Origin of the sequence: Microvirga rosea (assembly GCF_020595095.1) — a bacterium.
Lineage (GTDB): Bacteria > Pseudomonadota > Alphaproteobacteria > Rhizobiales > Beijerinckiaceae > Microvirga > Microvirga rosea.
This window is the reverse complement of the sequence record NZ_JAJDOP010000001.1, coordinates 447,701-470,510: the sequence shown is the minus strand read 5'-3', so window position 1 is coordinate 470,510 and position 22,810 is coordinate 447,701. Positions and strand designations below refer to the sequence as shown.

Sequence of the window (22,810 nt, the reverse complement as noted above, 5' to 3'; positions counted from 1 at the left end):
CCGCGATTACTTGATGATAATCTTTGCGACTTGCCAGACAGCGCGGCCATAATAAGTCTGGCTCTTCAATTCGGGAAGGCTGTCGAACGGATAAATGACGAAGAGCGGGCCCTTGTCTTTGACCGGCATGTATTCACCGTTGCGCTTGAGCGCGAGAATAACATTGTACTTTGCGAAATCCGCAATCGGAATTTCGCTGCTGTAGTCGTTGAGAGCAACGACAGCGGCTCTCTCGCCCGAGGCGCCCACAAGCTTCATGAGCTTGTCCAGGGGAACGCCTTCGAACTTCACGGGTCCCGTATACCAAGGGGTAGTCGTTTCGATCGTCACGAGGCCGAGAGCCTCGAGCATCGGCCTGTCGAACTGGGCTTCTCCGGCCTTGTTCGTGACGCTGATATTCCCTCCGATCGTCAGGATCGGTTTCTCGGTAGGAGCCGCGAGCGGGTCAGCCATCGCGATGCCGGAGAACGCGAGAGTCAGGAGGCTCAAGAACGCTAAAATGATACTTTGTTTCGATTTTGCGGCCGACATCTTCTTCTCCACCCCTGGTCCCCTACCAGATACGCAGCTCTATTAATCGGCATAATTCTGCAATAAAGCTTCGATACTAAATTTGATAGCAACAAAAAGAGGTTATAGCTAGCTCCTAGCCCCATATATCACTTACGTATTATTTCGTGCTACGTTACGAGATTAGGACACTGCTTAAAGATTTGGTTTTATAGGTAAATCATGAACTTTCACCTACGAGAGGTAAACCCGGCACGTCTTTGCAACGAGACCCTCTCCCAGCCTCTTGATGATGCAGAGCGGACCGCCATGATTTCTGCGGCCGCACAGAAGCTTGAAGAGCTGTTCGACGTGCTTCGCATTGACCATCGGAATGACCACAACACACGCGAAACGCCCATGCGGGTCGCCAAGATGTTTGTCGAGGAAATACTTGAAGGTCGTTATACGGCTCCGCCTCGGATCACGGAATTCGATAACGTTCAGTCCTATGACCAGCTGATCGTAACGGGCCCGATCGAGGTGCGCTCCATGTGCGCGCATCATCTCATGCCCATTTACGGTCACGCTTACATCGGAATCCTCCCGGCTGCCGACGGAAAGATCATCGGCCTGTCGAAATACGACCGGATCGTCGAGCACTTCGCGTCACGGCTGCAGATCCAAGAGGAAATGGTGAAGCAGATCGGTCAGTATATCCTCGACATGACCAAGCCGCGCGGCTTGGCCGTACGCATCAGCGCCGTCCATATGTGCAAGACACAACGGGGCGTGCGTGCCACAAGGCGCAGCCGGATGGTGAACACCTATTATTGGGGCGATCTGTCCACGCATTCGGACCTCAAGAGAGAGTTCATCGACGAATGCACCGCCCTCGACCGCGGATATGCGGACTAGCCTTTCACCCAGCGACGATATCGCGAGACAAGAGTCTATGAACGTTCCCATTGCGATGACGACCCTCGAATCCAGCACGAAATCTGTCGCGCGGGAAATCTATCGGTCGACGAAGACCTACGATCACAATGAAGGCTTGTCCTGCTGCTTTCGGCAGTGGCGCGCCGTCCATTCCCATTGCCGGCTGATCCACGGCTACGCTCTCGCTTTTCGCCTCGTTTTCGCGACCCATGAGCTGGACGATCGCAACTGGTGCTTCGATTTCGGCGGCCTGAAGCCCGTCAAGGAATGGCTCAAGCACATGTTCGACCATACCATGCTTGTGGCCGAAGACGATCCGGAGCTGCACCGGTTCGAGACCTTGCACCGGGACGGCCTTATCGATCTGCGTGTTCTTCCGGCCGTCGGTTGCGAGGCAACCGCCAAGCATGTCTTCGATTACGTCGCTGACTACGCGCACAAGGAGACCGGCGGACGCGTGTGGCTGGAAAGCGTCGAGGTCAAGGAGCATAGCGGCAACTCGGCCATCTACTCCCGCTCATGACCGTGCGATCAGGCGGGCGACCCGCCTGAATTTGTCTGACCGAGAAACCTGTTGTCGGCTCAGCGGCCCGTCACAAAGGAATAAGAGGCCGTCAGCCCGAAGCCGAACTGGTTTTCCGACCCGAAGCGCTTGACGATCGGGCTGTCCGCCGCATCGCCGACCAGACGCTTGTAGGACACATTGGCGGTGCTCGACCACTGCTCGGACCACTTGTACGTCACACCAGCGGTCGCGCCGACCGAGGTCAGCCCGCCTGAGGGCCGATAAGGCGTAACCTGTCCGTTGAGCGCCGCCTCAACGGGCGTCACGCCGAAATAGGTCCGGGTGAAGTCGTTATCCCCCAAAGAGAGGCGCGGGCCGACGGAGAACCCAAAGGCGCCGAAGCTCTGCACGAAATCGAGACCGATATCGGCCACAAAGCCATGGTGCCCGTTGATCCCGTGCCGCAATTCGGCGCGAGCCCGGAGAAACTCGACGGGCCAGTATTCCACGAAAACGCCAGGCTCGACCGCCCAGTTGATCTTGTCGAGGCCGAACAGGCGGCGATCGTCGTTGAGATAGCGCCCGCCCTGGAAACGACCCACCACGCCAACGCGAATCGCGGATTCCTCGAGAAGCGAGAAGCTCAACCCATCGTCCGGAGCACTGAAACGCTCGGGCGTCCCGACCCGCCGGAAGCTCACCGACGGGAAGCCGACGACGCTGTAGTCGTCCGCGCCCGGATAGGTCGGCCCGACCTTGAGATTGCCCTTGAGCGTGACGATCCAGCCCTCCGGCACGAACGGCGTGGGCGAGAACAGGTCCGCCGCCTGAACGTGCATCGTCGCAGAACCGGCCGTGAGAACGGAAACGAGGGCAAAGGTCTTGGCGAAATGCATGAAGCTTCCTGACGATAAGGGTGCCGTCCTGACCTCGAAGCGGCCGAAGGTCAAGCCATGTCGACGAGTAGCGTTACCATAGGGCAAACGGACAGGCGACCGAACAACCCTTCTGAAAGGAAATCGGCGGATGTTTCCGCCCCCGTGTGGCCATGGGGAAACACGGAAACAATATTGCTTTCATGGCATTATGGGCGTTCCCGATGCATCCCAAGCGCTACGTCGGGAATGGGCGACGCAGGGCTCGGAAGGTTCCGGGGCCTCTCGCGTTGATGACGGGATGTCGCTATAGCCACGCTGCACAGGCAGGACATGGCATGACATATGGCATCGGCGTAGTGGGCCTCGGCATCATGGGCCGCAGGTTCATCGAGAGTTTCGCGGCAAATCCGGATTTCACCCTCATTGCCGGATATGACCCGGCCGTCACCGATTGCGACATTCCACGAGCCGGCAGCCTGCAGGAGCTTGTCGAAAATCCTGCGATCGCCGCCGTCTATATCGCCTCGCCGCCCGCCACGCATGAGGCCATCGTCCGCGCCGTCGCCCGGGCCGGCAAGGCGGTATTCTGCGAAAAGCCCCTGGCGGCTTCCCCGCCATCGGCGCAGGAGTGCGTCGATCTGATCGGCCGCGCCAAAGTCCCGGCGGCGGTGAATTTTCCTTTTGCGACAGCTCCGGCGACAGTCCGCCTTCAGGAAATCGTCGCAAGCGGCGCTCTCGGGGACACCCTGTCGGCTCAGCTGACGGTTCGCTTCAAGACGTGGCCGCGAGGCTGGCAGCATGGGGCGGTCGGCTGGCTGGCGGGTCCGGAGCAGGGCGGGTTTACGCGCGAGGTCGTCTCGCATGTGGTCTTCCTGGCGTTGAGGTTGTTCGGACGAGGCCGTTTGATCGAACGTCAGGTGGAGCGAGGGTCTGCCGGTACTGAAACCCGCATTCGCGCGGTCCTCCAGTTCGACGCCTGCCGGATGACGATCGACGGGGCCGTCGAAGGCGAGATCGACGATTTCAATCGCTTCGAAGTCCAGGGCTCGCAAGGGAAAGCCGTCCTGAGCGAATGGTACCGGCTGCAATATGGCAATGAGGAAATCATGCCCGTGCGGGCGGATGCCCATCAGATCGCGGAGTTCGGGAAGCTCCTTGCAGGACGACCGAGCCGCCTTGCGACGTTCGAGGAAGCCGCTGCGGTCGTCGATATCATCGAGGGCATTTTGGCGGCCTGACGCAACCGCAAAGCCGGCTCTCCTGAGGTGGGTATCGGCCAGCGATGGCGATAACCCACACCCGAGGAGAGCCGACCGCTATGATCAAAGCGGCTTCAGGCCCGCTTCGATCTGTGCCCGGCGCGGCTCCAGGAAGGGCGGGAGGGCAAGACGCTCCCCGAGACTTTCCAGGGGCTCATCGGTCGCGAAGCCCGGTCCATCGGTCGCGATCTCGAACAGGATGCCGTTCGGCTCCCTGAAATAGAGACTGCGGAAATAATACCGGTCGACAGGACCGCTGGACGGCGCGCGTATTGCCTGCAGACGCTGTGCAGCATCCTGATAGGTTTCATCGTCCGGTGTCCGAAACGCGACGTGATGCACGCCGCCCGCCCCCGGCTGCGCCGGCGGGAGATGGGGTTCGACGGCCACATGGAGTTCTGCCGCAGGACCGCCCTCGCCCATCTCGAACACATGCACGGGATTGTCGCCACGCCGGTATTCCCGCGCCGCGCGCATGTCCATTCCGGCGGTCAGCACGAGACCGGTGCGCTCGATGACCGGGACACTGATCGTGATGGGACCAAGGCCGCGAATCTGATGCTCCGGGGGTACCGGGCTCCGTGTCCATGGATGCGAAACGTCTCCCGCGCCGCCGTCATCGACGAGGCCGAGACGCTGGCCCTCGGGATCCTCGAAATCCACCCACAGGCGCCCGTCCCGCTCGATGATGCCGCTATGGGCGATGTGGTGGCTGTCGAACCGGTCCTTCCACCATTGCAGGGTCTTCTCCCCGGTCACGCGCAGCGCCGTGTGCACGATGCTGTGGTTCCCCCGGCGTTCCCGCCCGACAGGCCAATCGAAGAAGGTGATGTCGGATCCGGGCGAGGCCTCTCCGTCTCCGTAGAACAAGTGATAGGCGCTCACATCGTCCTGGTTGACGGTCTTCTTGACGAGACGCATGCCCAAAGCCTGCGTGTAGAAATCGTGATTGCCCTTCGCGTCGGCCGTGACGGCCGTCAGATGATGGATTCCGGTGAGTTTCATGGCGCTCTCCAATGTGTCTGCACTGAAGATAGGCTTGCACCCTCGCAAGCGCGATGCCGGAAACCGCCAAGCAAACTTTGCATTCTTGCATGGAGATCGGAAACACAAAGCCTCCATGCAAGAAGACGGTTGCGCCCTATGCGGCCTTGGCGCGCAGATCGTCTGGCGTCACACTGTCCGGGATAGGGCAGACATAGGCGCGGCCTCCCGTTCGCTCGCGAAGCTCCGCCTTGGCGCGGGCGATGAGATCGGGATTGCGCAGGCAATCGGCGGCGGTTGCCGCCATGGCCTTGGCGGCGAGCACCATCCCCTTGTGAGCCGCCGGCAAGTTGCCCTGCGCAACAAGTTGCCACGTGTGGAAGGGCGTGCCGATGGCAAAGCAGGCCGTGTGACACTGGACGGTCGGGACGATCCAGCTTACGTCGCCCACGTCCGTCGTGCCCATCATGACCTCCTCCCGGGTCGGCATCGACAAGACGCCGTCATGGAGAATCTTGGTCCTGAGCGAAAGATCGTGGGGTTTCACGCTTGCAAGAATGTCTTCGTCGGTGAGTGCCGCCTTGCGGAGCTTTTCGGCGAAAGCATAGTCCGCCCCGTCGAAATCCGGCGGACCCAAGCGACGCATGTTCTCGTACATGGCCTCCTGCAGGGCTTTGTTGGGCACGACGTTCGACGTCGCATCGGTAATCTGGACGCTGACCGTCGTCTCGGTCATCAGCGCCGCGCCCTCCGCAATCTTTTTCACCCGCTCGAACAGGCGCTCCGCATCGGGCAGATGAGGCGAACGGACGAGATAGAGCGATTCCCCATAGGCCTGCACCACGTTCGGCGCGTCGCCGCCCGTATTCGTGATGGCGTAATGCACCCGTGCGTCGGACGGCATGTGCTCGCGCATGTAGTTGACGCCCACATTCATCAGTTCCACCGCATCGAGGGCGCTGCGCCCCACATGCGGCGCCGCTGCCGCGTGGGCGGCCCGGCCCTTGAAGCGAAAATACGCCTGGATGCAGGCGAGTGACGAGGTGGTCTGCACCTCGTTGACGACGCTGGGATGCCAGCAGAAGGCGGCATCGAGATCGTCGAACAACCCTGCACGCGCCATGAAGGTTTTTCCGGAGCCGCTTTCTTCCGCCGGGCAGCCGTAATAGCGCACCGTCCCGGCAATCCCCTCCGCTTCCAGCGCATCCTTGAGGGCGACGGCCGCCAGCGCGGATCCCGAGCCCAAAAGATTATGGCCGCAGCCATGGCCCGGTTTGCCGGCCTGCGTCGGCCTGTGAGCGGTGGCGCCCGATTCCTGCGCCAGATCCGGCAGAGCATCGAACTCGCCGAGGATCCCGACGACCGGGCCGCCCGAACCCGCTTCCGCGATAAAGGCCGTCGCCATGCCGCCGACCGCGCGCTGAACGCGAAAACCCTCCGCCTCCAGCAGGGCGATCTGCTCCGCCACCGAGCGATGCTCCTCGAACGCCAGCTCCGGCATGGCCCAGATGCGGTCGCTCGAATCGCAGAAGGCTTTGCTCTTTGCGTCGACCCGACGGGAAATCTCATCGAGGCTCAGGCGGTCGTTGTTCATGGTGTCTATCATCTCTCGAGTGGAGGAGCTTGTGGTGCCCTAACCTAGCGGTCCCCCGCGAGGGGCGAAACCCAGGTTCGACCTAGCGGTCTTCGGACACGACGCGAAACCGCCGCTCCTGAGCAGCTCTCACGGCCAAGCGGTTTCTCAGGCGAACATTTTCCTGCTTCAGGCTGGCGATCTCACCGCGCAGCTGGCGCATCCTCGCTTCTGCGGCGCGCGCGTGGTCGATGCCGTACTCATAGACCGTCCGGACGATGACGCCGCCCTCACGTGGTTTCGGCGCACGAAGCAGGTCGGCCCAGGTGGTTCGCAAAGCCCGGATCTGCCGGTGAGCCGCAAGGGCTGCGGCCGCGCGTTCACCAGGGTGATCCGAGCCCAGCATACCAAGAATACGAACAAGCTTACGGCGATCACTGTCCTTCATGCTTCTCCCCTTCCGGCTGATATCTGTTGCGTGGAGAAGAGAAGAGAAGCGTCGCGGAAGCGGAGCCCGCATGCGCGAGGGCCGCTTGCTGAAATCAGCCGGTATGATATTCGGTTGTTATTCCCGAAAAGCCGGTGAAGTCCTGCGGACATCGTCGTCCGCTTTTGCATGGCGCAGGAGCCTTGGCTCTAGACGAGTGAAAGCTGATCCTGCCCGCCCGACGCCGCAGGCGGCTCCTCGAACGCATTCGGATCGCCAGGCCCCGTTTCCCATCCCAGATCCGGCAGGGCAATGACGCGAAGCCCGCGCGGATCGTTGCGCGTTACCACGATATTGCGGCCTTCCATATAGGCGACCAGGCGGCGGGCGCGGCCGGGGGAGCGGCTGCCGCAGGCACGGGCGATCTCGCCATCAGGTGGGCAGGGCGAGCCTTCCATCGCCGCGCGGGCGAGGAGCAGGTAGACACCCTGAATGTCCTCTTCGAGCGCGTTCGCGAACGCCACCGCGCGGTCCCACTCGGAGCCTTCCGCCATGGCGGTATCGACACCCGCGCGGGCCACCGCGAGACGGCGCCGGAACGCATTGAGGTTCAGCGGCTCGCCGGACACGCGCCGGATGCGGCAGCGCACGAGAAAATCCTGATAGAGCACGGCCACCGAGCGGAAAGCGGCTTCGGGATCGTCGAGGATCTCCCGCAGGATCTGATCCAGCGCGGCCTCGCGCTCGGCTTTCGTTTCCTCCGTCACCTCGGTCGCTTGCGGTTCGGGCGTCGCCGCCGCGCGGGTGCGGGCGAGCTGGGCCAAAAGATCGTTGGTGGAGGGTGCGGGCGGCGGCGGCGGGGCGCGGCGGGGCATGACGGGCCGGGCCGCGACCTCGTCCTCACCGGCCTTGAAGATGAGATCGCGCGCATCTTCCTTGGGTTGCTCCGGCAAGGGCATGAGCGTGAAGTTGCCGCTGCGGGCAGCGGTTTCCACATGGCCGATCCGGATCGGCACCGGTCGGCGGGACAGGGCCGGACCGAGCGCCACGAAATGGCCGCGCTCGAGATCACGGAACATCTCGGCCTGCCGGCGTTCCATACCGAGAAGATCGGCCGCGCGGGCCATGTCGATGTCGAGGAAGGTCCGTCCCATCAGGAAGTTCGAGGCCTCGGCCGCGACGTTCTTGGCGAGCTTGGCGAGACGCTGGGTGGCGATGATGCCCGCAAGACCCCGCTTCCGTCCGCGACACATCAGGTTCGTCATGGCGCCGAGGGAGACTTTTCGCGCCTCGTCCGACACCTCGCCCGCGGCCGCCGGCGCAAAGAGCTGGGCTTCGTCCACAACCACCAGCATCGGATACCAGAAATCCCGGTCCGCATCGAACAAGCCGCCCAGAAAAGCGGCCGCGCAGCGCATCTGCGCCTCGGCATCGAGCCCTTCCAGGCTCAGGACCACCGAAACCCGGTGCTGGCGAACCCGCGCGGCGATGCGCTGAATGTCGCCTTCACTGCGCGCCGCATCCACCACCACATGGCCGAACTTGTCGGCGAGGGTCACGAAATCGCCTTCCGGATCGATCACGGCCTGCTGCACCATGGAGGCGCTTTGTTCCAGAAGGCGGCGCAGGAGATGGGACTTGCCGGAGCCGGAATTGCCCTGAACCAGCAACCGGGTCGCCAGGAGCTCCTCAAGGTCGAGCAGAGCGGACGCTCCGGGCGCGACGCCGGAAACCTGCCCCGAAGACACCTGCCCCATATCGATGCCGACCTTCATGCGCCTCCCTCATTCCCGGTTTGTCCGATGCCCTCCTAACACGGCAAAGCCTGGGGAAGTGCCAAAAAAGCAGGAATGCTCCACAGGCTTGAAAGGCCTATCCCCAGTCACAAGGCCGCAGGACCCTCCGTGCAGGACTCGCGGAACCGTGCCGCCTTACCGGTCTTGTCTCGTCATTGACCGCCCCTGGAGTTCGCGCCGGAGGAGCGATGTCAGCAGCATCTCCGCTTTTTCGAATTCCCTATGACGCGATGAGCCCCCCTCGGGGCGACGACCGCCTTGAGACCCGTGTTGCCGGAGGCCGGTCCATCCTGGACGATTCTCCGAGCGAATCCGGTCTTCCTCCGGCTGCGGCGGCACGGGCGGAACGAGCGTTCGAGTGGGTCGGAACAGGCCTTTTCGTCCTCATCGTCGGGATGGCGATCTGGGTCTTGATCCGCGGACGCCTTTGAGGCGACCCTTTGTTTTCCAAGAAAAATTTGACGAAATCCGCATTTCCTGTAAATTGACTGACCAGTCAGTCATTGAACGGATCCGTCGTGACCCAATCTCCCCGCGACCGGCGGCGAGCTCCCGCCCGGAAGGAAGAAGACCGCCAGGCCAAGCTTCAGGCGATTCTCGATGCCGCCCTCGACGTCTTTCTCGAGAAGGGCTTTACCGACGCGCGACTGGACGAGGTGGCGGCGCGCGCGGGCGTCGCCAAGGGAACGATCTACCTCTACGTGCCGTCCAAGCAAGCGCTGCTGGAAGCGTTGATCCAGTCCGCCATCGGCGGGCCGATCAGCCAGATCGAGGCCCGCATTCTGTCGCTGGATGCCTCCGCCGAAGACAAGCTTCGCGGCCTCTTTGCTTTCCTGCGAAAGGAAATTCTCGGCACGCGGCGGGTCGATATCATTCGCCTCATCCTGAGCGAAGCGGGGCGGTTTCCGCAGCTTGCCGAGATTTATCACCGGGAAGTCATCAGCAAGGGCTTGCGGCTTCTCCGAAGCGTCGCCGAGCAGGGCGTCGCATCGGGCGAATTCGGCACGGATGCGCTTGTCCGCTTCCCGCAGCTCGCCATCGCGCCCGGGCTCCTGGCGCTCCTGTGGAGCTCCTTTTTCCAGACGATCGATCCCATCGACATGGAGGCGATGCTGGAAACACACCTCGCCTTGATGATGAAGGCCCTGAAAGGTCCCTCCCCATGACCCGGTCCCGCCTCCTGGCCCTAGGGGCGATCCTTCTCCTTGCGGGAACGGGGACGGCGTTCTGGCTCTATGGCTGGAAGAGCCAGGATCCGAACCGCTTTCAAGGATATGTGGAAGGGTATCTCCTGTTCCTGGGGCCCGAGGAGGGCGGACGCATCGATCGTCTGACGGTCGAAGCCGGAAACCAGGTCAAAGCCGGTCAGCTTCTGTTCGGCCTCGATGCCACGATGCAGGCTGCGCAACGCAGCGAGGCGGAGGCGCGCTGGCATCAGGCCAAGGCGCAGCTCGCCAACCTCCAGGCGGCGCTTCAGCGGCCGGAGGAAATCGCCGTGCTCCGGGCCCAGGAAGAGCGGGCCAAGGCACAGCTTGACCTCTCCCAGGCCGAGCTTGAGAGGCAGCAGGCCCTTTACACGCGCGGCATTGCCGCCAAGGCGCAGTTCGACCAGGCCAAGACGGCCTTCGAACGGGACAAGGCGGCTCTCCAGGAGGTCCAGCGACAGATCCTGGCGGGCCAGATCATCGGCCGCGCCGCCGAGATCCGCGCGGCAGAGGCCGCTGTGGGGGCCGCGGAAGCCGCTCTCCATCAGGCGGAGACCCGTCTGGCCAAGCGCCAGGTCAGCGCTCCGGCCGATGGCCAGGTCCAGGATGTTTACTTTCGCGCCGGAGAAACGGTGAATCCCGGCCAGCCGGTTCTGGCGCTTCTGCCGCCCGGGAACCGGCGCATCCGGTTCTATGTGCCCGAGCCGCGGCTCGGGGCTTTCGCGCTCGGCCAAACCGTGGGCGTGACCTGCGACGGGTGCCCGGAGGGCCTCACGGCGAAGATCGTGTTCATGTCCGGATCCGCCGAGTATACGCCGCCCGTGATTTTCAGCGAGCAGGAGCGCGCCAAGCTCGTGTTCCGCCTGGAGGCGCAGCCCCTTGGAGACGCGAGCCTTCCGCTCGGCCTGCCGGTCGGCGTCAGCCTGCCTGAACCGGGCGCGCCGTCATGACCACGTCAGTCCCCGCCCATGGCGCGCCGGAACCCGCCATCGTCATCGACGTGGAGGGCCTGACCAAATCCTTCGGCGGCCGTACCGTGGTGCGCAATCTGTCGATGCAGGTGCATCGGGGCCTGATATACGGCTTTCTCGGCCCGAACGGCAGCGGCAAGACCACGACCCTGCGCATGCTCTGCGGTCTGCTGACCCCCGACAGCGGGCACGGCACCTGCCTGGGCTACGACATCCTGACCCAATCCGCCGAAATCAAGCGCCACGTGGGCTACATGACCCAGCGCTTCTCGCTTTATGCGGACCTGTCGATCCGCGAGAATCTCGAATTCGTGGCGCGCGTGTACAATCTCGACGATCCTCGGGCCGCGGCCGATGGGGCGATCCGCCGCCTGGGCCTCGAGAACCGGGCCGGTCAGCTGGCGGGCGAATTGTCGGGCGGATGGAAACAGCGCCTGGCGCTCGGCGCCTGCATCCTTCCCGGGCCGCAGCTTCTGCTGCTGGACGAGCCGACCGCCGGCGTCGATCCGAAGGCCCGACGGGACTTCTGGGACGAAATCCATGCTCTTGCCCATCAGGGCATGACCGTCCTCGTCTCGACCCATTACATGGATGAAGCGGAGCGCTGCCACGAGATCGCCTATATCGCCTATGGCGAATTGTTGGCCCATGGATCGGTGGAGGAGGTGATCGCCGACGCCCATCTGGCCACCTATATCGTCACCGGCCCGGATCTCGCGGATCTGGCGGAGCATCTCAAGACCCTTGAGGGCGTCGACATGGTGGCGCCGTTCGGGACGGCGCTTCATGTGAGCGGACGGGACAAGACCAGGCTCGATGCGGCCACGAAGGATCTGCGCGAGCACGGACCACAGGTCTGGTCCGCCGGAGAGGCGACGCTCGAAGACGTGTTCATCGATTTGATGAGCCGCACCAAGGACAATTTCGCATGAGCGCCGGGGTGGACGGCGAACGGCGGACCCGTGGCTTTCGCGCCGCGCTCTCGAGGGTCTATGCGGCGTTCGTCAAGGAGCTCCTGCAGCTGCGCCGGGATCGGATCACCTTTGCGACGATGATCTTCATTCCGCTGACGCAGCTTCTGCTTTTCGGTTACGCGATCAATACAGATCCGAAGCATTTGCCGACCGCGCTGCTCATTCAGGACGACAGCGCCTTTTCACGGTCTTTCGTCTCGGCGCTGCGCGTCAGCAGTTATTTCGACGTGGGCACCGCCGCCGCGAGCGAAGCGGAGCTCGACCATCTCATCCTGTCGGGACGCGTGCAGTTCGGCATCCAGATCCCGGCGCATTTCGGCCGTGACCTCATTCGCGGCGAGCGCCCCGCGATCCTGGTGGTTGCCGATGCGAGCGATCCCGTGGCTGCCGGCGGCGCCGTCTCGGCCTTGCAGGGCCTTCTGTCGACCGTGTTTTCCCGCGACCTGACCGGTCCGGTGGCCGCGCGCGCGCCGCAGGAGCTGCCGTTCGAGGTCCGCATCCACCGCCGCTACAATCCTGCCGGCGAGACGCGCCTTAACATCGTTCCGGGTCTCATGGGCACGATCCTGACCCTGACCATGCTGATCTTTACGGCTCTGTCCGTGACGCGCGAGGTCGAGCGAGGCACCATGGAGAGCCTGCTGGCCATGCCGATCCGGCCCGTGGAGATCATGCTGGGCAAGATAGCCCCCTATCTTGTGGTCGGGGGTCTGCAGGCCGGGCTTATCCTGGTTGCGGCGAAGCTTCTTTTCGGCGTCCCGGTCGTCGGAAGTCTGGGGCTTCTCGTCGGGCTGACCTTGCTCTTCATCCTGGCCAACCTGTCGGTGGGATACACCTTCTCGACGATCGCCAAGAGCCAGCTTCAGGCGATGCAGATGTCGTTCTTCTTCTTTCTGCCGAACATCCTGCTGTCGGGATTCATGTTTCCGTTTCGCGGCATGCCCGATTGGGCGCAAGTGATCGGCGAGATCCTGCCTCTGACCCATTATCTGCGCATCGTCCGCGGCATCATGCTCAAGGGCGCGACCTTCGTGGATCTGCAGGTCGACGTGCTGGCCCTCGGCCTGTTCACCCTCGCGGCCATGACCCTCGCGGTCGCGCGGTTTCGGCAGACGCTCGACTAGAGCATCTGCCGAGCGCTTTTGGTCAATCCGCCACGGCCGCCTCGGCAGCCTTCACGGCCCCGCTTCGGAGCGGCCGCTCCTCCATGGCCATGAGGAATGCGAGCGCAAGGCCGAAACCGACGATAGCCGCCATGAAGACATTGGCGAAAACATCGGCGAGGTTGACGCCGCTGCGGGCTGCCGTCTCGGTAAGGGATTCGAGGCTGGTCACGCTGCTCAGGCCCGTTCCGCTGAGAACGATGGCCCCGAAGATCGCGACGATGAAAGCGCCTCCCAGAGAACGGAAGAAGTTGGCGGTTGCCGTTGCAGTGCCGAGCTGGTGACCCGGAACGGCGTTCTGAATCGCGACCGTCGAGACCGGAAGCACGGTGCCAAGACCGATGCTGATCACCGCCAGCACGACCTCGATGGCGACGAAGGACAGCCTTTCTCCGAGGAAGGTCAAAGCGCCGGTCGCCACGATGGCCACGGAAAGCCCCACCATCGGCAGGCGCTTGTAGTGGGTGACCTTGGCCATCGAGCGTCCGGACAGGGTCGCGCCGACCACGGTGCCGGCCATCAGCGGGATCAAAGCGAGACCGGAAATGCTGGCGGAGAGGCCACGTACCGCTTCGAAATAGACCGGCAGGTAGATCGTCAGGCCGATATAGGTGCCCATGCCGAAGCAGGCCGAGAGGGTGCCGGTGCGCACCACGGGATTGTGCAGGACCCCGGCGGGAATCAACGGCTCCGGCGCCAGCCGCATCCGAAACGCGAAAGCGATCCACAGCAGGACCGACATGGCGAAGAGACCGAGAATCTGCCCGGAGCCCCACGGATAGCGCAGGCCGCCCCAGCTCAGAGCCAGAAGCATGGACACCGTGGCGGCGACGAGCAACACCGCGCCGAGAAGGTCGAGCTGATGGGGACGATCGTGCCGCGGCAGCTTTTTCAAGGTATGAAAGGTGATGAGCAGCGCGATCAGTCCGAGCGGAAGGTTGATCCAGAAGATCACGGACCAGTGCAGATGCTCGGCGAAAAACCCGCCCAGCACGGGCCCCAGCAGGCTGGAGGTCATGAACACGCTGGCGAAATAAACCTGATAGCGCCCGCGCTCCTTGGGCGGGACGAGATCCGCCACGATGGTCTGGGACAGGGCGATGAGGCCGCCGCCGCCCAGGCCCTGGATGCCCCGGGCCAGGATCAGCACCAGCATGTTGGGCGCCACCGCGCAGGCGATCGAGCCGAGAATGAAGACGACGATCCCGATCAGCAGGGTGACGCGCCGCCCGTGACTGTCGCTGAACTTGCCGTAGAGCGGCGTGACAGCCGTGGCGGCCAGAAGATAGACGGTCACGACCCATGGCAGGTGTTCAAGATCGCCGAGCTCCCGGCCGATCGTCGGCAGGGCCGTGGCGATGATGGTCTGGTCGAGGGCCGCAAGAAGCAAGGCCAGCATGATCCCGACGATGATCGTGCGGATCTCGCGCTGGGTGAGGGACGGGACTTGCGGCTCGCGCAGGGTGTGGGACGTCGGCTGATCCATTGTATCCATCGTGTTGCGGCAGTCTTTCTAGGGGAGGAAAGCCGGTTTGTCCCGGAGTCCGGAGCGCAAGTCTGTCATGCGCCTGGGCGGCAAAGAGGATTTAAGCACGGACCCACGGATGGGTTCCAGCTTTCGGTCCCGGCATTCACAAGAGGCCGGGGATGACGTGCCCGGCACCCTTGCGGGAAGCGCCAAGATAGGGCTAGCTGAGCAAAAGTTCGCTAATTGTTCACCATGGCTTCTCGGACCCGCATCTCCCTCCCTCAGGCCCGCCGCATCGCGCTCGCCGCCCAAGGCTTCTCGGACGGCCGGCCCGATGCGCCCTCGGCCCGCCACCTGACCCGGGTACTTCAGCGCTCGAACCTGCTCCAGATCGATTCGGTCAACGTGCTGGTGCGGGCCCATTACATGCCCCTGTTCTCCCGGCTCGGCGCCTATGACCGGCAACTCCTGGAGCGGGCCGCCTATCATCCCCGGAAGCGCAACACCTTCGAATATTGGGGCCACGAGGCCTCCCTGATCCGTCTCGACCTTCACCCCCTGTTCCGCTGGCGCATGGCGCGTGCGGCGCGGGGCGAGGGCGTCTACGGCGGGCTTGCACGGTTCGGGCGGGAGAAGCGCGCCTTCATCGAGGACGTGAGGCGGGAGATCGCCGCCCGGGGTCCCATCGGCGCGGGCGAATTGTCGATCGGCGGCAAGAGCCGGGGCGCGTGGTGGGGATGGAGCGACGGCAAACGGGCCCTGGAATGGCTGTTCTGGGCCGGGGAGGTCACAACCGCGACCCGACGGGGCTTCGAGCGCCTCTACGACCTGCCGGAGCGGGTCTTTCCGAGTTCCGTTCTGAATGCCCCCACGCCTTCCGAGGACGAGGCCCAGCGGGAGCTGCTGCGCCTGTCGATCAAGGCCCTGGGCATCGCCAGCGAACGGTGCCTGAGAGATTACTTCCGCCTGGATGTCACGGACACGAAGCGGCGCATCCCCGAACTTGTCGAGGCCGGCGATCTCGTCCCCGTCACCGTGGATGGTTGGAGCGGCCCGGTCTATCTCGATCCGGAGGCGCGCCTGCCCCGCCGGGTGCAGGCCCGGGCGCTCGTCTCGCCCTTCGACCCCATCGTCTGGGAGCGGACCCGCACGGAGCGCCTGTTCGATTTCCGCTATCGCATCGAGATCTACACGCCGGCCGAGAAGCGGGAATTCGGCTATTACTGCCTGCCCTTCCTCCTCGGAGAGAGCATCGTCGCCCGCCTGGATCTGAAGGCTGACCGCGCCGCAGGACGGTTGATCGTCCATGCCATCCACCCCGAAGCCGCTCACCACCCGGAAGATTTGGCGGAGCCCTTGGCGGCGGAGCTGCGACTGATGGCGGATTGGCTCGGCTTGGGCGATATCGCCGCGCCCAAGAACTGGACGCGGCGTCTGGGCTTGTGAGGAACGTTCCCGCCCGGGCCCTCACCCGAGGGTGAAGGTCATCGTGATCTCCGCGTTGAGAACCTTCGAAACCGGGCAGTTCTTTTCGGCGGCCCGGGCCAGTTCCTCGAATTTGCCGCGGTCGATCCCGGGGACGTTCGCCTGAAGCGTCAGCGCCGATTTCGAGATCTTGAAGCCCTCTCCCTCCTTGTCGAGGGAAACGACCGCCTCCGTGGCGAGTTCGGTCGGCGTGAAGCCCGCCCCTTGCAGCTGAAACGCCAACGCCATGGTGAAGCAGCCCGCATGAGCCGCGGCGATCAGCTCCTCCGGATTGGTGCCCTTCTCGTTCTCGAAACGGGTCTTGAAGGAATAGGGCGTGTCCGACAGGATGCCGGAATCCGTCGTGAGATGCCCGCTGCCGTCGCGGCCCGTGCCCTGCCAAACGGCTCTTGCCTTGCGATTCATCATAATCTCCCTTGTGCGTTGTGTGCTTTCATCTAGGACGCTTTGTTGAGGCCTCCAGTCCGGCTTGCGTCCTTAAGAGCCGAACGGCGTGATGCGGAAGCGGTCGCTTCCGTCATGGGATTCGCCGAGGAATGTTCGCGTTATGATCGGTGTTCAACAAGCCCGTCGCCATCCACGCCTCTTCATCGCCGCGGCCATCGGCATCGCGATCGGTTTTGTCCTCCCGGGCAGCGTCAAGCTGAACTCGAGAATTCTGATCGGATGGGATGTGGGCGTCATCGCCTATCTGGTGATGATAGGCATCCTGGCCTACCGGTCCTCGATCAACCAGATGCAACAGCGCGCCCGCAACGAGGACGAGGGGGCGATCGTGATGCTGATCATGACCCTTTCGGCGGCCATTGCCAGCCTCGGCGCCATCGCGGTCGAGCTGCAGGGGATTCACGCCAACGAGGGGGACGTGGCCTTCCGGCTGGCCGCTGCCGGTGTCACCATCGTGTGTTCCTGGTTTTTCGTGCACATGATCTTCGCGACCCATTACGCGCACGAGTATTATGGCGACCGGGGCGAGCGGGGCGGCCTCAAGTTCCCGGAAACGCCCCGGCCCGACTACTGGGACTTCATGTATTATTCCTTCAACCTCGGCGCCGCCGCTCAGACGTCGGATGTGATCATCGAATCCAAGCGCATGCGCCGTCTGGCCCTCGCGCACACCATCCTGTCCTTCCTTTTCAATACAACCATTCTGGCGCTCGCGATCAACGTCGGCGCCGGCCTGATCTAAGCCTCGTCCTCGCGCTCTCCGTCGACGACGCGGCGGGCGATGTCGAAGGAGAAGCCCGCGCGCGCCAGGACGGCCAGATCCTTGTCGCGGTACGGCTCGCGCTCTCCCGGCCGGAAGGGTCCGAGCCGCCGACGGCGCGCGAGCGCGAGCGCCGCCTGTTCCTCCGGGTCTTCGCTGACCTGGTCATGGTCATGGTCCTGGTCCAGCGCCGCCGCGATGGTCTCCCGGTCGATCCCCTTGAGGGCAAGCTTGGCGCGGATGGCTCTCGCCGAGCCGCCGCGTCGGCGCAGGGTCGCGACGCGGGCCTCCGCATAACGGGTGTCGTCGACAAGGCCGGTGCGCAGGCTCTTGGCCACCACCTCGTCCACCGCCTCATGGAATTCCGAAGGGTCCTCGCCCCGCAGACGACAGCGTTTCTCGACTTTCCGGCGGAGCACCCGGCGCAGATTTTCAGCCGAGGACGCATAGCGCTCAAGATACGCCATGGCCGCACGCTGCAGATAGGCGGGGGTGACCTTGCGCGGGGGCTTTCGCGCCGTTTTCAAACCGTCGTCGGTCATGAGGGCGCCGATGTCTCGCCGGGTTTCTCGACCTGCCCTTTGCGCTGCAATTGCAGGGCGACGAACCAGCATAACGAGGCCCAGGCGGCTCCCACGGCCCAGCCGGCCAGAACATCGCTCGGCCAGTGAACACCGAGGTAAATCCGGCTCATGCCCACAAGAAGGGTCGTGACCACCGCAAGGCCCAGGACGAACGCCTTGATCCGCCGTCGCTCCTGCACCCGTGCCAGCAAGGCTCCGAGGGTCAGGTAGGTCACGGCGGACAGCATGGCATGGCCGCTGGGAAAGCTCGCGGTGTAAACCTGGGTGGCGTGCGGCACGAGATCGGGACGCGGCCGCTCGAACCCCATCTTGAGGCCCGTCGAGAGGAGCGCGCCTCCGACCACCGCGACGGCGAGAAGCGTTGCTGCGCCGCGCTTTCCGGCCATGAGAAGGTAGACCGCGACCGAGATCGTCACGAGGGTCAGGATGGCATAGCCGCCGAGCCCCGTGATGTCCCGCGCGGATTCTTCGAGCCAGCTGGGGCCGATGGGATCGGCAAGATTCTGCGGGCTGCGCAGGGACAGAAGAATGGTGCTGTCGATGGCATGGGTCTCGCCCTCGAAAACCTCGTCCGTCAGGGCAATGAAGATCCAGGCAAAGAGCCCGCAGCCGGCCAGCGAGATCAAAGGGCCGATCTCGTTGAGACGCAGGCGCAGCCAGAGGCGCGTGGCGGGAGTCAGAAACATGTTCATGCCGCCAAGATAAGAACCTTGTCGCCGCCTGGCGAGGCCTGCGAACCATGGAGCATGCGTTTCCCGAGATCCGAGCATGATGCGACGTCGCGCCCCTCCCGACGCTCTCGTCAGACAATCGAACTTTTGCTAGAACAAATCAAGAACAGAAAGCAAGGCGATGGACGAGAAGCTGGCCAAGAAGCTGCGCATCCTGGCCGATGCGGCAAAATACGATGCCTCCTGCGCCTCGTCTGGCGCTCCCAAACGCAAAGCGGGACCGGGAGAGCTGGGATCCACCACGGGTGCGGGGATCTGCCATGCTTACACCCCGGACGGGCGCTGCGTGTCCCTGCTCAAGATCCTGCTGACCAATTACTGCCTGTTCGACTGCGCCTATTGCGTGAACCGGCGCTCGTCGAATGTGCGGCGGGCGAAGTTCTCGGTCGACGAGGTGGTGACGCTCACGCTTGAGTTCTACAAGCGCAACTATATCGAAGGGCTGTTCCTGTCCTCCGGCATCATCCGCTCCCCGGACTACACGATGGAACTGATGCTGCGGGTTGTGAAGGCGCTTCGTCGCGACCACGGTTTCCGGGGGTACATTCACCTCAAGACCATCCCGGAGGCGAGCCCCTGGCTCATCGAGCAGGCGGGCCTGTGGGCCGACAGGCTGTCGATCAATCTCGAACTGCCGACCGAGAAGAGCCTGGAACAGCTCGCGCCCGAAAAGGACGCCGCCTCGATCCGGGACGCCATGGGGCAGATGCATGACCGCATCGCGGAAGCGCGGGAGGAAAAGCGCCGTTTCTCGCCCGCGGGCCAGTCGACCCAGATGATCGTCGGGGCGGACGCGACGACCGACGCGCAGGTGCTGAACGCCAGCGCGACGCTTTATCGGGACTACGACCTGAAGCGCGTTTATTACTCCGCCTTCAGTCCGATCCCGGATGCGAGCACGGTCCTGCCTCTCAAGGCCCCGCCCCTGCTGCGGGAAAGCCGGCTGTATCAGGCGGATTGGCTGCTGCGCTATTACGGCTTCCAGGTGGAAGAGATCGCATCCGGCGGTGAAAACGGCATGCTCGATCTCGAGGTGGACCCGAAGCTCGCCTGGGCCCTCAAGAACCGTCACCTCTTTCCCGTCGACGTGAACCGCGCGGAGCGGGAAATGCTGCTGCGGGTTCCGGGGCTGGGAGCGCGGGCGGTGGACCGGATCGTCCAGGCGCGCCGGCATACGACCCTGCGCCTGGACGACGTCGCGCGCCTGACCTCCGGCCTGAAGCGAGCCCGTCCCTTTCTCGTTGCGGCCGACCACCATCCGCAAAAGCGCCTCGACCGCGAGGACCTGCGTCGGCGCCTCATCGAAAAACCCGAGCAGTTGAGGCTTTTCGCATGACCCTGCATCGCATCACTCTCAATGATGGCGCCGATCTCGACGGCTTCCGCCGCGCCGTGCGGCGCCTGATCGCCGATGAACTCGCGCCCCAGCATGTCATCTTCACCATCACCGACGAGCCGGACCTGTTCGGCCACGAATCGGAGGGCGAGGCGCCGCCCGTTTCCCTGCCGCGCGCGCTGGGCGACATGATCGGCCTCGTGGTCTGCCATCGGAATCCGGAGCGTTACGCCCTGCTCTATCAGCTCGTCTGGCGTGTTCTGAACGGGGAACGCGAGCTCCTCGACATTCCGAGCGATCCGCTCGTGCACCGCCTGGATCTCATGGCCCGGGCGGTTCGGCGCGATCTGCACAAGATGCATGCCTTCCTGCGCTTTCGCCGGGTCGGCGGAGAGCATCTCGAACGGTTCGTCGCCTGGTTCGAACCGGAGCATTTCATCCTGGAGGCGGCCGCTCCGTTCTTCGTCGACCGGTTCCGCTCCATCGAATGGTCCATCCTGACACCCCTCGGGTCCCTGCACTGGGACCGGGAAACCCTCGTTCTGGGACCATCCGCGTGCCGGGAGGATGCGCCGACCGAGGACGGTTTCGAAGCAGGCTGGCTCGGCTATTACGAAAGCGTCTTCAATCCGGCGCGGGTGAACCCGAAAGCCATGCGGGCCGAGATGCCGAAAAAATACTGGCGCAACCTGCCCGAATCCGCCGCCATCGCCGGCCTGATCCAAACCGCCCCTCAGCGCGTTGAACAGATGATTGAGCAGGAGAGCACCATGCCGACCAAGCGCAAACCGGAACGCGCGCTCGACGCCATGTGGGATCAGGAACCCAAGTCCTTGAGCGCCCTCAACGCCGTGATTGCCGAAGCGGGCCCCCTGGTGCCCGGCGCCACGCAGGCCGTGTTCGGCGAGGGTCCGGCCCATGCGGACATCGTCTTTGTCGGTGAGCAGCCGGGCGACCAGGAGGATCTCCAGGGCCGTCCCTTCGTGGGCCCCGCCGGCAAGCTGTTGACCAAAGCCCTCAAGGAAGCGGGGATCGACCGGGACAAGGTCTATCTCACGAACGCCGTGAAGCACTTCAAGTTCGAGCAGCGGGGGCATCGCCGCATTCATTCCAAGCCGACAGCGGGCGAGGTGAAGCATTACCGACCCTGGCTGATGAAGGAACTCGCGCTGATCCGGCCGAAGCTCATCGTGGCGCTGGGCGCCACGGCGGTGCTGGCTTTGACCGGCAAGCAGACGCCGATCTCCCGCTCCCGGGGACGGGCGATGTTCGGGGACGTGAACGGCTATATCACGGTCCATCCGTCCTACCTGCTGCGCCTGCCCGACGAGGACACAAAGCGGCAGGCCTACGAGGCCTTCGTGGCGGATCTCTCTCACATCCGCGATCTGGCCAAGGCCGATCTCAAGACGGGTGAACTTCCTCTCGCGGCCGAATAGCGGGGACTTCTTCCTTGCGGGTGCGGACACGGCGATGGCGATCCAGGCGCTTCATCGCGGGCGTCACCGTCATCCCGTGCAGGAGAATGGAAACGAGGATGATGAGGCCCGCCGTGCTCCAGAGAAGGTTCGGCTGCTCGAACGATCCTTCCTGCAGCGCATAGGCGAGATAATAAACCGAGCCGATTCCCCGGATGCCGAAGAAGCTGATCGCCATCTTCTCGTCCGCCGGCCGGTCGATTCCGATCAGGCTGATCCAGCCCGTCAGGGGGCGCACCAGAAAGATCGCCATCACGGCAAACAGGACGGCCGGCCAGGTGAGCGCGTCGAACAGCCCCGCCCCCGTGATGGCGCCGCCGAACAGCACCAGGAGCATCATCATGAGCAGCCGCTCAAGCTCCTCGGCGAAATCGTGCAGGCGACGATGGTAGTCGTGCTCGCGCTTGGTTGAGCGCAGAGCGAAGGCGGCAACGAAAACCCCGAGGAAACCGTAGCCTTTGGCCATCTCGCACAGACCATAGACCAAGCAGGTGATGCCGAGGGAGACGAAGCCGACACCCGTGCGGGACAGACGGGCGCGATTGGGCAGATGAAAGGTGAGCCAACCGAGAGTTCGCCCCGCCAGATATCCGATGCCGACGCCGGCGACGATCTTCCAAACCACCGCATAGACGAGCCATTCGGTAAAAGTCTGCGAACTGATCTCGTGGGCGAAGAGGATTGCGAGCAGCACGAACGGAAAGGCCAGCCCGTCATTGAGGCCGGCCTCCGAGGTCAGGGAGAAACGGACTTCATCCTCCTCGCCGCTCCCCGGCGGCCCGACTTGGACGTCGCTCGCCAGAACCGGATCCGTTGGAGCCAGCGATGCGGCGAGCAGCAATGCGGTGGCCAGGCCAAGGCCCAGCAGCAGATGCCCCAGGACCGCCAGGGCCGCGATGGTCAGGGGCATGGCGATGCCGAGGAGCCGCCACGTCATCCGCCACCGCCGCCACGCGAAGGGACGGTCGATCTTCAGACCCGCGCCCAGGAGCGCGATCACCACGACGAGTTCGCTCAGACGCTCGACAATGGCGATCCGCTCTCCCGGATGAGGCATGACGCCGGGCACGTCCGGAATGGCGAAGATCGCCGCACCAAGTCCGACGCAGAAGATCGGCAGCGTCAGCGGCAGTTCCTTCAGAACCATCGGCAGCCAGGCGGTGAGCAGGACCACCACCCCGAAGCCTGTCAGGACAACAACATAAGGGTCCATAAGGCAGCAAACGCCACGCAAGCTCGGCAGTTCCGTAGAACTTCCGTATCGGTATGCGCATGAACCCTGTGGCAGAACCGGCGCAAGCGTGCCGAATTCCGCAACAGACGTTTAACCGCCCCTTAAACTGCCACAATTACCGTGC

At 63.9% G+C, this 22,810-nt stretch carries 23 protein-coding genes; 12 read left to right on the top strand and 11 right to left on the bottom strand.

Annotated elements, in window-relative coordinates; all coding sequences use genetic code 11:
- Positions 1 to 6: 6 nt before the first annotated feature.
- Positions 7 to 531: a molybdopterin-dependent oxidoreductase gene (locus tag LJD17_RS02325; protein ID WP_227382391.1), complete on the bottom strand. Its 525-nt coding sequence runs from the start codon at positions 529 to 531 to the stop codon at positions 7 to 9.
- A gap of 288 nt (positions 532 to 819) precedes the next feature.
- On the opposite strand from LJD17_RS02325, the gene folE reads away from it, so the two are divergent.
- Both folE and LJD17_RS02315 read left to right on the top strand, forming a co-directional pair.
- Positions 820 to 1,407, top strand: coding sequence for a GTP cyclohydrolase I (folE, locus tag LJD17_RS02320; protein WP_227382390.1), 588 nt, complete (start codon positions 820 to 822; stop codon positions 1,405 to 1,407).
- Positions 1,408 to 1,444: 37 nt separating this feature from the next.
- Positions 1,445 to 1,951, top strand: coding sequence for a 6-pyruvoyl trahydropterin synthase family protein (locus LJD17_RS02315; protein ID WP_227382389.1), 507 nt, complete (start codon positions 1,445 to 1,447; stop codon positions 1,949 to 1,951).
- A 59-nt stretch (positions 1,952 to 2,010) separates the two neighbouring features.
- Here the strand turns inward: LJD17_RS02315 and LJD17_RS02310 are convergent, their stop codons facing one another.
- Positions 2,011 to 2,829, bottom strand: coding sequence for a MipA/OmpV family protein (locus LJD17_RS02310; RefSeq protein ID WP_227382388.1), 819 nt, complete (start codon positions 2,827 to 2,829; stop codon positions 2,011 to 2,013).
- Positions 2,830 to 3,146: 317 nt separating this feature from the next.
- Between LJD17_RS02310 and LJD17_RS02305 the strand changes: the two genes are divergently transcribed.
- On the top strand, positions 3,147 to 4,049 hold the full coding sequence (locus LJD17_RS02305) for a Gfo/Idh/MocA family protein (protein ID WP_227382387.1): 903 nt from the start codon (positions 3,147 to 3,149) through the stop codon (positions 4,047 to 4,049).
- A gap of 84 nt (positions 4,050 to 4,133) precedes the next feature.
- Here the strand turns inward: LJD17_RS02305 and LJD17_RS02300 are convergent, their stop codons facing one another.
- The 4 genes from LJD17_RS02300 to LJD17_RS02285 all read right to left on the bottom strand — a co-directional run bounded on the left by LJD17_RS02300 (position 4,134) and on the right by LJD17_RS02285 (position 8,829).
- Complete coding sequence (locus LJD17_RS02300) at positions 4,134 to 5,075, bottom strand: ring-cleaving dioxygenase (protein WP_227382386.1); 942 nt, start codon at positions 5,073 to 5,075, stop codon at positions 4,134 to 4,136.
- A 136-nt stretch (positions 5,076 to 5,211) separates the two neighbouring features.
- Positions 5,212 to 6,648 carry a M20 family metallopeptidase gene (locus LJD17_RS02295; protein WP_227382385.1) on the bottom strand — a complete coding sequence of 479 codons (1,437 nt, stop codon included), beginning with the start codon at positions 6,646 to 6,648 and terminating at the stop codon, positions 5,212 to 5,214.
- 82 nt (positions 6,649 to 6,730) lie between these two features.
- Positions 6,731 to 7,075, bottom strand: coding sequence for a hypothetical protein (locus LJD17_RS02290; RefSeq protein WP_227382384.1), 345 nt, complete (start codon positions 7,073 to 7,075; stop codon positions 6,731 to 6,733).
- A gap of 188 nt (positions 7,076 to 7,263) precedes the next feature.
- Positions 7,264 to 8,829: a helicase HerA domain-containing protein gene (locus LJD17_RS02285; protein ID WP_227382383.1), complete on the bottom strand. Its 1,566-nt coding sequence runs from the start codon at positions 8,827 to 8,829 to the stop codon at positions 7,264 to 7,266.
- A 209-nt stretch (positions 8,830 to 9,038) separates the two neighbouring features.
- Here LJD17_RS02285 and LJD17_RS02280 point away from each other — a divergent pair, with 209 nt between their 5' ends.
- From LJD17_RS02280 to LJD17_RS02260, 5 genes are all read left to right on the top strand, one after another.
- Entirely contained in the window at positions 9,039 to 9,281 is a 243-nt protein-coding gene (locus LJD17_RS02280) for a hypothetical protein (RefSeq protein ID WP_227382382.1), read from the top strand.
- A gap of 87 nt (positions 9,282 to 9,368) precedes the next feature.
- On the top strand, positions 9,369 to 10,016 hold the full coding sequence (locus LJD17_RS02275) for a TetR/AcrR family transcriptional regulator (RefSeq protein ID WP_227382381.1): 648 nt from the start codon (positions 9,369 to 9,371) through the stop codon (positions 10,014 to 10,016).
- Positions 10,013 to 11,005 carry an HlyD family secretion protein gene (locus tag LJD17_RS02270; RefSeq protein WP_227382380.1) on the top strand — a complete coding sequence of 331 codons (993 nt, stop codon included), beginning with the start codon at positions 10,013 to 10,015 and terminating at the stop codon, positions 11,003 to 11,005. The genes LJD17_RS02275 and LJD17_RS02270 overlap by 4 nt, the downstream gene beginning before the upstream one ends.
- Positions 11,002 to 11,958, top strand: coding sequence for an ABC transporter ATP-binding protein (locus LJD17_RS02265; protein WP_227382379.1), 957 nt, complete (start codon positions 11,002 to 11,004; stop codon positions 11,956 to 11,958). The genes LJD17_RS02270 and LJD17_RS02265 overlap by 4 nt, the downstream gene beginning before the upstream one ends.
- Entirely contained in the window at positions 11,955 to 13,124 is a 1,170-nt protein-coding gene (locus LJD17_RS02260; RefSeq protein ID WP_227382378.1) for an ABC transporter permease, read from the top strand. Before LJD17_RS02265 ends, LJD17_RS02260 begins: the two co-directional genes overlap by 4 nt.
- Positions 13,125 to 13,146: 22 nt before the next feature.
- Here LJD17_RS02260 and LJD17_RS02255 read toward each other — a convergent pair whose 3' ends face one another.
- Entirely contained in the window at positions 13,147 to 14,649 is a 1,503-nt protein-coding gene (locus tag LJD17_RS02255; protein ID WP_227382377.1) for an MDR family MFS transporter, read from the bottom strand.
- Between the two features lie 234 nt (positions 14,650 to 14,883).
- Between LJD17_RS02255 and LJD17_RS02250 the strand changes: the two genes are divergently transcribed.
- Complete coding sequence (locus tag LJD17_RS02250; protein WP_227382376.1) at positions 14,884 to 16,077, top strand: winged helix-turn-helix domain-containing protein; 1,194 nt, start codon at positions 14,884 to 14,886, stop codon at positions 16,075 to 16,077.
- 21 nt (positions 16,078 to 16,098) lie between these two features.
- Here LJD17_RS02250 and LJD17_RS02245 read toward each other — a convergent pair whose 3' ends face one another.
- Positions 16,099 to 16,521 (bottom strand): OsmC family protein, encoded by a 423-nt coding sequence (locus tag LJD17_RS02245; RefSeq protein ID WP_227382901.1) that lies wholly within the window; start codon positions 16,519 to 16,521, stop codon positions 16,099 to 16,101.
- A 142-nt stretch (positions 16,522 to 16,663) separates the two neighbouring features.
- Between LJD17_RS02245 and LJD17_RS02240 the strand changes: the two genes are divergently transcribed.
- A complete protein-coding gene (locus LJD17_RS02240; protein ID WP_227382375.1) occupies positions 16,664 to 17,305 on the top strand; it encodes a DUF1345 domain-containing protein in 642 nt (213 codons plus the stop codon).
- On the opposite strand, the gene LJD17_RS02235 is transcribed toward LJD17_RS02240, so the two are convergent.
- Both LJD17_RS02235 and LJD17_RS02230 read right to left on the bottom strand, forming a co-directional pair.
- On the bottom strand, positions 17,302 to 17,865 hold the full coding sequence (locus tag LJD17_RS02235; RefSeq protein ID WP_227382374.1) for a regulatory protein RecX: 564 nt from the start codon (positions 17,863 to 17,865) through the stop codon (positions 17,302 to 17,304). The genes LJD17_RS02240 and LJD17_RS02235 overlap by 4 nt on opposite strands.
- Positions 17,862 to 18,599 (bottom strand): phosphatase PAP2 family protein, encoded by a 738-nt coding sequence (locus LJD17_RS02230; RefSeq protein WP_227382373.1) that lies wholly within the window; start codon positions 18,597 to 18,599, stop codon positions 17,862 to 17,864. Before LJD17_RS02230 ends, LJD17_RS02235 begins: the two co-directional genes overlap by 4 nt.
- Positions 18,600 to 18,759: 160 nt before the next feature.
- Between LJD17_RS02230 and LJD17_RS02225 the strand changes: the two genes are divergently transcribed.
- Positions 18,760 to 19,974: a putative DNA modification/repair radical SAM protein gene (locus LJD17_RS02225; protein ID WP_227382372.1), complete on the top strand. Its 1,215-nt coding sequence runs from the start codon at positions 18,760 to 18,762 to the stop codon at positions 19,972 to 19,974.
- A complete protein-coding gene (locus LJD17_RS02220) occupies positions 19,971 to 21,413 on the top strand; it encodes a UdgX family uracil-DNA binding protein (protein WP_227382371.1) in 1,443 nt (480 codons plus the stop codon). The genes LJD17_RS02225 and LJD17_RS02220 overlap by 4 nt, the downstream gene beginning before the upstream one ends.
- Here LJD17_RS02220 and LJD17_RS02215 read toward each other — a convergent pair.
- The gene (locus LJD17_RS02215; RefSeq protein WP_227382370.1) at positions 21,379 to 22,665 is read right to left on the bottom strand and encodes a cation:proton antiporter; all 1,287 of its coding nucleotides are present in this window, start codon (positions 22,663 to 22,665) and stop codon (positions 21,379 to 21,381) included. The genes LJD17_RS02220 and LJD17_RS02215 overlap by 35 nt on opposite strands.
- Positions 22,666 to 22,810 lie beyond the last annotated feature (145 nt).

Bases quoted from the DNA above. Each gene is read 5' to 3' on its own strand.
- folE (WP_227382390.1), top strand. From the start codon at position 820: ATGATTTCTGCGGCCGCACAGAAGCTTGAAGAGCTGTTCGACGTGCTT.
- LJD17_RS02325 (WP_227382391.1), bottom strand. From the start codon at position 531: ATGTCGGCCGCAAAATCGAAACAAAGTATCATTTTAGCGTTCTTGAGC.
- LJD17_RS02250 (WP_227382376.1), top strand. From the start codon at position 14,884: ATGGCTTCTCGGACCCGCATCTCCCTCCCTCAGGCCCGCCGCATCGCG.
- LJD17_RS02310 (WP_227382388.1), bottom strand. From the start codon at position 2,829: ATGCATTTCGCCAAGACCTTTGCCCTCGTTTCCGTTCTCACGGCCGGT.
- LJD17_RS02220 (WP_227382371.1), top strand. From the start codon at position 19,971: ATGACCCTGCATCGCATCACTCTCAATGATGGCGCCGATCTCGACGGC.
- LJD17_RS02285 (WP_227382383.1), bottom strand. From the start codon at position 8,829: ATGAAGGTCGGCATCGATATGGGGCAGGTGTCTTCGGGGCAGGTTTCC.
- LJD17_RS02245 (WP_227382901.1), bottom strand. From the start codon at position 16,521: ATGAATCGCAAGGCAAGAGCCGTTTGGCAGGGCACGGGCCGCGACGGC.
- LJD17_RS02290 (WP_227382384.1), bottom strand. From the start codon at position 7,075: ATGAAGGACAGTGATCGCCGTAAGCTTGTTCGTATTCTTGGTATGCTG.
- LJD17_RS02235 (WP_227382374.1), bottom strand. From the start codon at position 17,865: ATGACCGACGACGGTTTGAAAACGGCGCGAAAGCCCCCGCGCAAGGTC.
- LJD17_RS02300 (WP_227382386.1), bottom strand. From the start codon at position 5,075: ATGAAACTCACCGGAATCCATCATCTGACGGCCGTCACGGCCGACGCG.
- LJD17_RS02230 (WP_227382373.1), bottom strand. From the start codon at position 18,599: ATGAACATGTTTCTGACTCCCGCCACGCGCCTCTGGCTGCGCCTGCGT.
- LJD17_RS02295 (WP_227382385.1), bottom strand. From the start codon at position 6,648: ATGAACAACGACCGCCTGAGCCTCGATGAGATTTCCCGTCGGGTCGAC.
- LJD17_RS02270 (WP_227382380.1), top strand. From the start codon at position 10,013: ATGACCCGGTCCCGCCTCCTGGCCCTAGGGGCGATCCTTCTCCTTGCG.
- LJD17_RS02255 (WP_227382377.1), bottom strand. From the start codon at position 14,649: ATGGATCAGCCGACGTCCCACACCCTGCGCGAGCCGCAAGTCCCGTCC.
- LJD17_RS02280 (WP_227382382.1), top strand. From the start codon at position 9,039: ATGTCAGCAGCATCTCCGCTTTTTCGAATTCCCTATGACGCGATGAGC.
- LJD17_RS02240 (WP_227382375.1), top strand. From the start codon at position 16,664: ATGATCGGTGTTCAACAAGCCCGTCGCCATCCACGCCTCTTCATCGCC.
- LJD17_RS02315 (WP_227382389.1), top strand. From the start codon at position 1,445: ATGAACGTTCCCATTGCGATGACGACCCTCGAATCCAGCACGAAATCT.
- LJD17_RS02305 (WP_227382387.1), top strand. From the start codon at position 3,147: ATGACATATGGCATCGGCGTAGTGGGCCTCGGCATCATGGGCCGCAGG.
- LJD17_RS02265 (WP_227382379.1), top strand. From the start codon at position 11,002: ATGACCACGTCAGTCCCCGCCCATGGCGCGCCGGAACCCGCCATCGTC.
- LJD17_RS02260 (WP_227382378.1), top strand. From the start codon at position 11,955: ATGAGCGCCGGGGTGGACGGCGAACGGCGGACCCGTGGCTTTCGCGCC.
- LJD17_RS02225 (WP_227382372.1), top strand. From the start codon at position 18,760: ATGGACGAGAAGCTGGCCAAGAAGCTGCGCATCCTGGCCGATGCGGCA.
- LJD17_RS02215 (WP_227382370.1), bottom strand. From the start codon at position 22,665: ATGGACCCTTATGTTGTTGTCCTGACAGGCTTCGGGGTGGTGGTCCTG.